The 5,734-nt window shown below is 37.5% G+C and carries 6 protein-coding genes; all 6 read right to left on the bottom strand.

Annotated elements, in window-relative coordinates:
• Nucleotides 1-210, bottom strand: a 210-nt coding sequence (locus AB1414_14185) for a glutamate racemase (GenBank protein MEW6608571.1), incomplete at its 3' end; no start/stop codon positions are given.
• Between the two features lie 41 nt (nt 211-251).
• On the bottom strand, nt 252-749 hold the full coding sequence (moaC, locus tag AB1414_14180) for a cyclic pyranopterin monophosphate synthase MoaC (protein ID MEW6608570.1): 498 nt from the start codon (nt 747-749) through the stop codon (nt 252-254).
• Nucleotides 750-982: 233 nt separating this feature from the next.
• Entirely contained in the window at nt 983-1,546 is a 564-nt protein-coding gene (locus AB1414_14175) for a 5-formyltetrahydrofolate cyclo-ligase (protein MEW6608569.1), read from the bottom strand.
• 22 nt (nt 1,547-1,568) lie between these two features.
• A complete protein-coding gene (gene secA, locus AB1414_14170) occupies nt 1,569-4,124 on the bottom strand; it encodes a preprotein translocase subunit SecA (protein ID MEW6608568.1) in 2,556 nt (851 codons plus the stop codon).
• A gap of 857 nt (nt 4,125-4,981) precedes the next feature.
• On the bottom strand, nt 4,982-5,134 hold the full coding sequence (locus AB1414_14165; GenBank protein ID MEW6608567.1) for a hypothetical protein: 153 nt from the start codon (nt 5,132-5,134) through the stop codon (nt 4,982-4,984).
• Between the two features lie 225 nt (nt 5,135-5,359).
• Complete coding sequence (locus AB1414_14160) at nt 5,360-5,584, bottom strand: hypothetical protein (GenBank protein MEW6608566.1); 225 nt, start codon at nt 5,582-5,584, stop codon at nt 5,360-5,362.
• Between the last annotated feature and the right edge of the window lie 150 nt (nt 5,585-5,734).

Raw genomic sequence — 5,734 nt, 5'->3', positions numbered from 1 at the left:
CACCTGCTGTTCAATAAGAAAGTTAGCAATCTCAAGGGAAAATCTGCGGACAGTTTCTTGAGATTTTGAGCCATAAGGGGTTCGGGCTAAATCACCAAAATAGATTATATCTTCTGAAGGTAAGGTTTTTATTATTTCAGCCGCTACCGTCAACCCACCAACTCCAGAGTCAAAGATACCAATAGGTAAATTTTTATTCGCCATTAGCATTATTCCTTATGAATATCCATCTTGATAAAATAAGGTGTTTTTTATATCCTTTTCCATATTCCGCTTTTACCGCCTACTTTTTTAATCAATTGTATCTCTGAAATAGTCATTTCGCGGTCAACGGACTTACACATATCATAGATAGTCAAGGCGGCAATTGAAACTGCGGTTAAAACCTCCATTTCTACGCCTGTTTTAGCCCAGACAGTAACCTGTGCCTCTATTTCTATGTCAGTCTCATTTAGATTAAACCTAATATCAGCAGATTCTATCATTAATGGATGACACATAGGGATTAATTCGGATGTTTTTTTAGCGGCTAAAATCCCGGCAGTTGCGGCAACATTTAATACATCGCCTTTTTGTATCTTTTTATTACAAATGAGCTCCATAGTTTCTTTTTTCATCAAAACCTTTGCTCTGGCGATGGCTATTCGTGAAGTTACATCCTTCTGACTGACATCAACCATCTTAGGCTGTCCCTGTTTGTCAAAATGGGTTAATTTAGACATATTCTCTCCTTGTAACATTTTAGCCATCTGAAATTTGTGTAAGTAAGGAGAAAGGGAGAAAAAGGAAAATTGGAGAAATATTCTTATTCATCTTTTTCTAATTCTATCCTTCTTACATCAATCTTAGAATCTGCAAAGTTCACTAATAAGCCTATCTTTTTATCTAATGATTTTATCAGTTAATTCATCTTCTCTCCATTTCTCCATATTCCCCTCTTCTCCTTTGTTACACTTCATTTGGGTAAATAGTTACCTCTCCTTTATGTCCTGCTTATAATTCTGTTTTCCGTAATAATTTTATGCACGGGGAGATCTTGTTCTTCTGCGGGGACATCATTCACAATTTGCAATTCATATGCTAAACCGATAAAAGGAATACCGCACATCTTGCTTAATAAATTATCGTAATAGCCTCCTCCATAACCAATGCGATTGCCGTTTTTATCAAAAACTACCCCTGGAACAATCACTAATTGGACTTCGGATAAATCTACCGGTCTTCGATATTCAAATTTTGACTCTAAAATTCCAAATTTCCCGACTTCCATCTCTTTATCAAAATCCTTTAATTCACAAAGAGATAAAGTTTTGTTTGGTTCGACGATTGGGACCGCAACTTTTTTATTCAGCATTAATGTCTCTTTAATCATCTGATGTGTCTGGACTTCACTTCTAAAAGAGACATAAAAACAGACAAAGGCTGACTCTTTAAATTCTGCTAAATCAAAAAGCCTTTCTTTTATCTTAAAACTTTTTGCGGTTATCTCCTGGATAGTTAACAAATCTCTTTTGGCTAAGATTGCCTTTCTTAAATCAGTTTTCATTTTCCCTTATTTACACGGACATTTAAACAGTTGCCTTTTCCAGACAGCATTTTTTGTATTTCTTGCCACTGCCACAAGGACAGGGGTCATTTCTGCCCAGTTTATGTTTTTCTTCTATTATTGGTATTTCTTTTTGCTTTTGGGGATGTTTTGCCGGGCTGGTTTCTCTTCTTTCTACCATTTGAACAGGTCTTTGCTGGAGGACAGGGTTTGCCACTATTTGAACTTTAAAGAGGTATCCGACTGCCTCCTCTTTAACCTTGACAATTAATGCGTCAAACATTCGATAGCTTTCATGCCGATATTCAACTAATGGGTCTTTTTGTCCATAGGCGCGTAAATTAATCCCTTCGCGAAGATAGTCCATATTATGGAGATGATCTTTCCAATGGGCATCAAGCACATGAAGCATAATGCTTCGTTGAAGTTGGTCCATCTGTTCTTTTCCGATTAAATCCTCTCTTTCTTTATAGACCTCTTTAATTGTGGAAGTTACCATTTCTTTCAGGTCATCAAAGTTTTGCACATTACTTAAGTCCATTATTATCCCAAAAACTTGATATAATCCATTCATTAAACCCTCTTTATTCCAATCACTGGGATGGTCTTTTTCATTAGCGTAAGAATAAATGGTGTCCTCCATAACTTCATCAATTATTTCATGGATATGTTCTGAGATACTTTCTTCTTTTAAAATTCTATCCCTTTCTTGATAAATAATGGTTCTTTGCTGATTCATGACATCATCGAATTCTAATAATCTTTTTCGGATGTCGAAATTATGACCTTCGACCTGTTTTTGGGCTCGTTCAATTGCGGTAGTAATCCAGGGATGTTCAATCACATCGTCTTCTCCTAACCCCAGAGTTTCCATAATCCCTTGAATTTTCTCAGAACCAAATATTCGCATCAAATCATCTTCTAATGAAAGATAAAATTTAGATGAGCCCGGGTCTCCCTGTCTTCCAGCCCGACCCCGAAGTTGGTTATCAATTCTTCTTGATTCATGCCGCTCAGTGCCCAGAATATGTAACCCGCCTGATTTGACGACTTCATCGTGTTCTTTTGGGTCTGGCGGATTACCGCCAAGAACAATATCTGTTCCTCTACCAGCCATATTTGTGGCAATAGTCACTGCTTTTTTATGTCCGGCCTGGGCAACTATGTGTGCCTCCATTTCATGATATTTAGCATTAAGCACCTGATGAGGGATAGCCTCTTTTTTTAGCAGGGCACTGAGCCGTTCTGACTTTTCTACAGAGATAGTTCCGACCAACACCGGTCTGCCGGCTTTATATAACTCTACGATTTCCTGAATAACGGCTTTGAATTTCGCTTTTTCTGTTTTATAAATAACATCCGGATACTCGGTGCGAATCAGGGATTTATTAGTTGGAATGACGACTACTTCTAATTTATAAATCTTATCAAATTCTTCTGCCTCTGTATCTGCTGTTCCGGTCATTCCGGCTAATTTTTCATACATTCGGAAGTAATTTTGGAAGGTAATCGTAGCCATGGTTTGATTTTCCTGTCGGACGCGGAGAGCCTCTTTTGCCTCAAGGGCTTGATGAAGTCCTTCTGAGTATCTGCGACCGGGCATCAACCGACCAGTAAATTCGTCTATAATTACCACTTCACCATCTTTAACCATATACTCGACATCTCGCTGGAATAATGTATGGGCTTTTAGTGCCTGAACAACATGGTGGGATAAATCTATATTATTCGGTTCATAAAGATTTTTTACCTTAAGTAATTTTTCTACCTTTGTTACCCCTTCTTCAGTTAAATTAGCCGTGCGAAGTTTTTCATCAACCTGATAATCAGTTTCCTTACGAAGATAAGGGATAATTTTATCAACTTTATAGTATTTATCCGTAGATTCTTCGGCTGGGCCTGAGATAATAAGTGGTGTTCTTGCCTCATCGATTAATATAGAATCTACCTCGTCAACAATGGCAAAATAATGGCCTCGTTGCACCTTCAGGTCTTTATGCCCAACCATATTATCTCGGAGGTAATCAAAACCAAACTCATTATTTGTGCCGTAGGTAATATCGCAGCTATAAGCCTGTTGTCGCTCTCGAAAATTCAAATCATGCTGAATGACCCCTACGGTAAGACCTAAAAACTCGTAGATTGGTCCCATCCATTCGCGGTCTCTTTTGGCTAAATAATCATTAACTGTAACGATATGGACGCCTTTGCCTGTCAATGCGTTCAGGTATGCGGGCAATGTGGCGACTAAAGTTTTCCCTTCTCCTGTTTTCATCTCGGCAATTTTGCCTTCGTGTAAGACTATCCCACCAATCAATTGCACATCAAAATGTCGCATATTAATGGTGCGTTTCCCAACTTCACGCACCACGGCAAATGCCTCGAATAAAATATCTTCCAATGTTTCGCCTTCGGCTAATCTTTTTTTAAATTCATCTGTTTTTGCCTGTAACTGGGCATCAGATAATTGACTAATTTCTGGTTCTAATGCAGTAATTTCTTCAGCTAAAGGCATTAGCCGACGAAAATCCCGCTCTTTTTTAGTCCCAAAAATCTTTTTTAATAAACTCCCAAACATCTTTTCCTTCCTCCGCTGTTTATTATATCATAATGAATATTTATTGTCAATGAGTTTTATTGTAACCATTCAGGTAATCCTTTACCGCAGAGACGCAGAGAAACAGAGAGAAAAATATCTTTTTTTCGTGTTTTTCGCGTTTTTCGGTGTTTAAAAAGGCTTAAAAACAATTATAGCGGTTATTAACTGGAAGTCTATATAGGATAATATCCATAAATAAGGCATGAGAATAATCGTTCCGTTAGGAACATAATATCGGTAGGAATAGATAGACAAATCAATCAGTTCCGTAGGAACGATATATTGGTAGAAAATTTGTGGGAAAATTCTACCAATATATTGTCCCTCTGGGACATTATTTGTATGATATTTATTTCTACTACCAATATGTTGTCCCTATGGGACATTAAATGAAGCAAAGCCCAAAACTACAACTAAAAATTTCTCCATCAGTCGCAATAAATCTCAATGAATCTATTAGTTTTAAGGTTTTGAGATGAGGTTTTGAGTTTTGACATTTGGGTTTTGAGTTGATATTGTCCCATCTGAGAGACACGGCTGAACGCTTACATTTTATTTATGGGATGCGTGTAAAATTTATGGGTAAAGTAACTATTCAGCCACTGATTGACACGGATTAGCACGGATAAATACAGAGGGCAGAAGGCAGAGGGCAGATGAGAAAGGGAGAAACGGGGAAACGGAGAAAGGGGGAAACGGAGAAAGAGAGGAGACACGAGACACTATACCTGAATTTTCAGCCATCAGCCTTCAGCCTAATTACGAACACGGAAAACGGACACGATTCACGAATTTTCAGTGTTTTATCCGTGTTTATCTGTGGCTGAATAATTACATTACTTTATTATCCCAATCTTCCCTACCTTCTTTCCTCCACCTCCTCCGGTGATGCAGTAGATATAGATGCCTGAAGCAAAGTTTTTGTTCAAAATATCCCATTTCTGAGGGCAGTCGGTTACTTCTATCGGAACTTCCCCCAGAAAATACACAAAAAAACTCCATTAACACATTGATAATTAAGAAGATATGTTAATTAGGCTTTTTTGATTTTCGTAGCTACAATATGGACGGGCGATTTTATTACTAAATATCATATCAAAACAGCATTACTTTTGTCAAGTATTATTTTTACTAAAATTGTAAATATTCGTAGGCACATTTTTAAACATATTTTAGTCGTATGCCATTGATATACATAGATTTAAGTCTATTTTTTAGGTAATTTTTAGGGGGAAGTTCCGTTCTATCTCATCTATCAGCTCGCCTGCAATACTGTAAATCCTGATGATTGCACCCAGACTTACATTGCCAAAATTGATATACCTCCCTCCCTGCCTTGCATCATTCTTTCTCCAGGGACTTGGATAGGCAAAGGCATCATTGTTTCTTACAGGAAAGGTTGGTGTTCCTCCTATGGCAAATGGGGAGAAATGAGGCACATAAGCAAAACAATAGTTTTCTATATAACGGAACTTCCCCTCAAAGATGGACCATAAAATGGTGCTAACCTTTTAATAATCAAGGGGATAGGCAAGTTTTAGACCTTAAAAGCGTGCATACGAATATTTTTTAAAAAAATTTTATTATTT

The sequence above is a fragment of the bacterium genome, assembly GCA_040755795.1.
Taxonomy (GTDB): Bacteria; UBA9089; CG2-30-40-21; order CG2-30-40-21; family SBAY01; genus JBFLXS01.
Note: the sequence above shows the minus strand (reverse complement) of the source record. Positions and strands in the feature narration are given on the sequence as shown.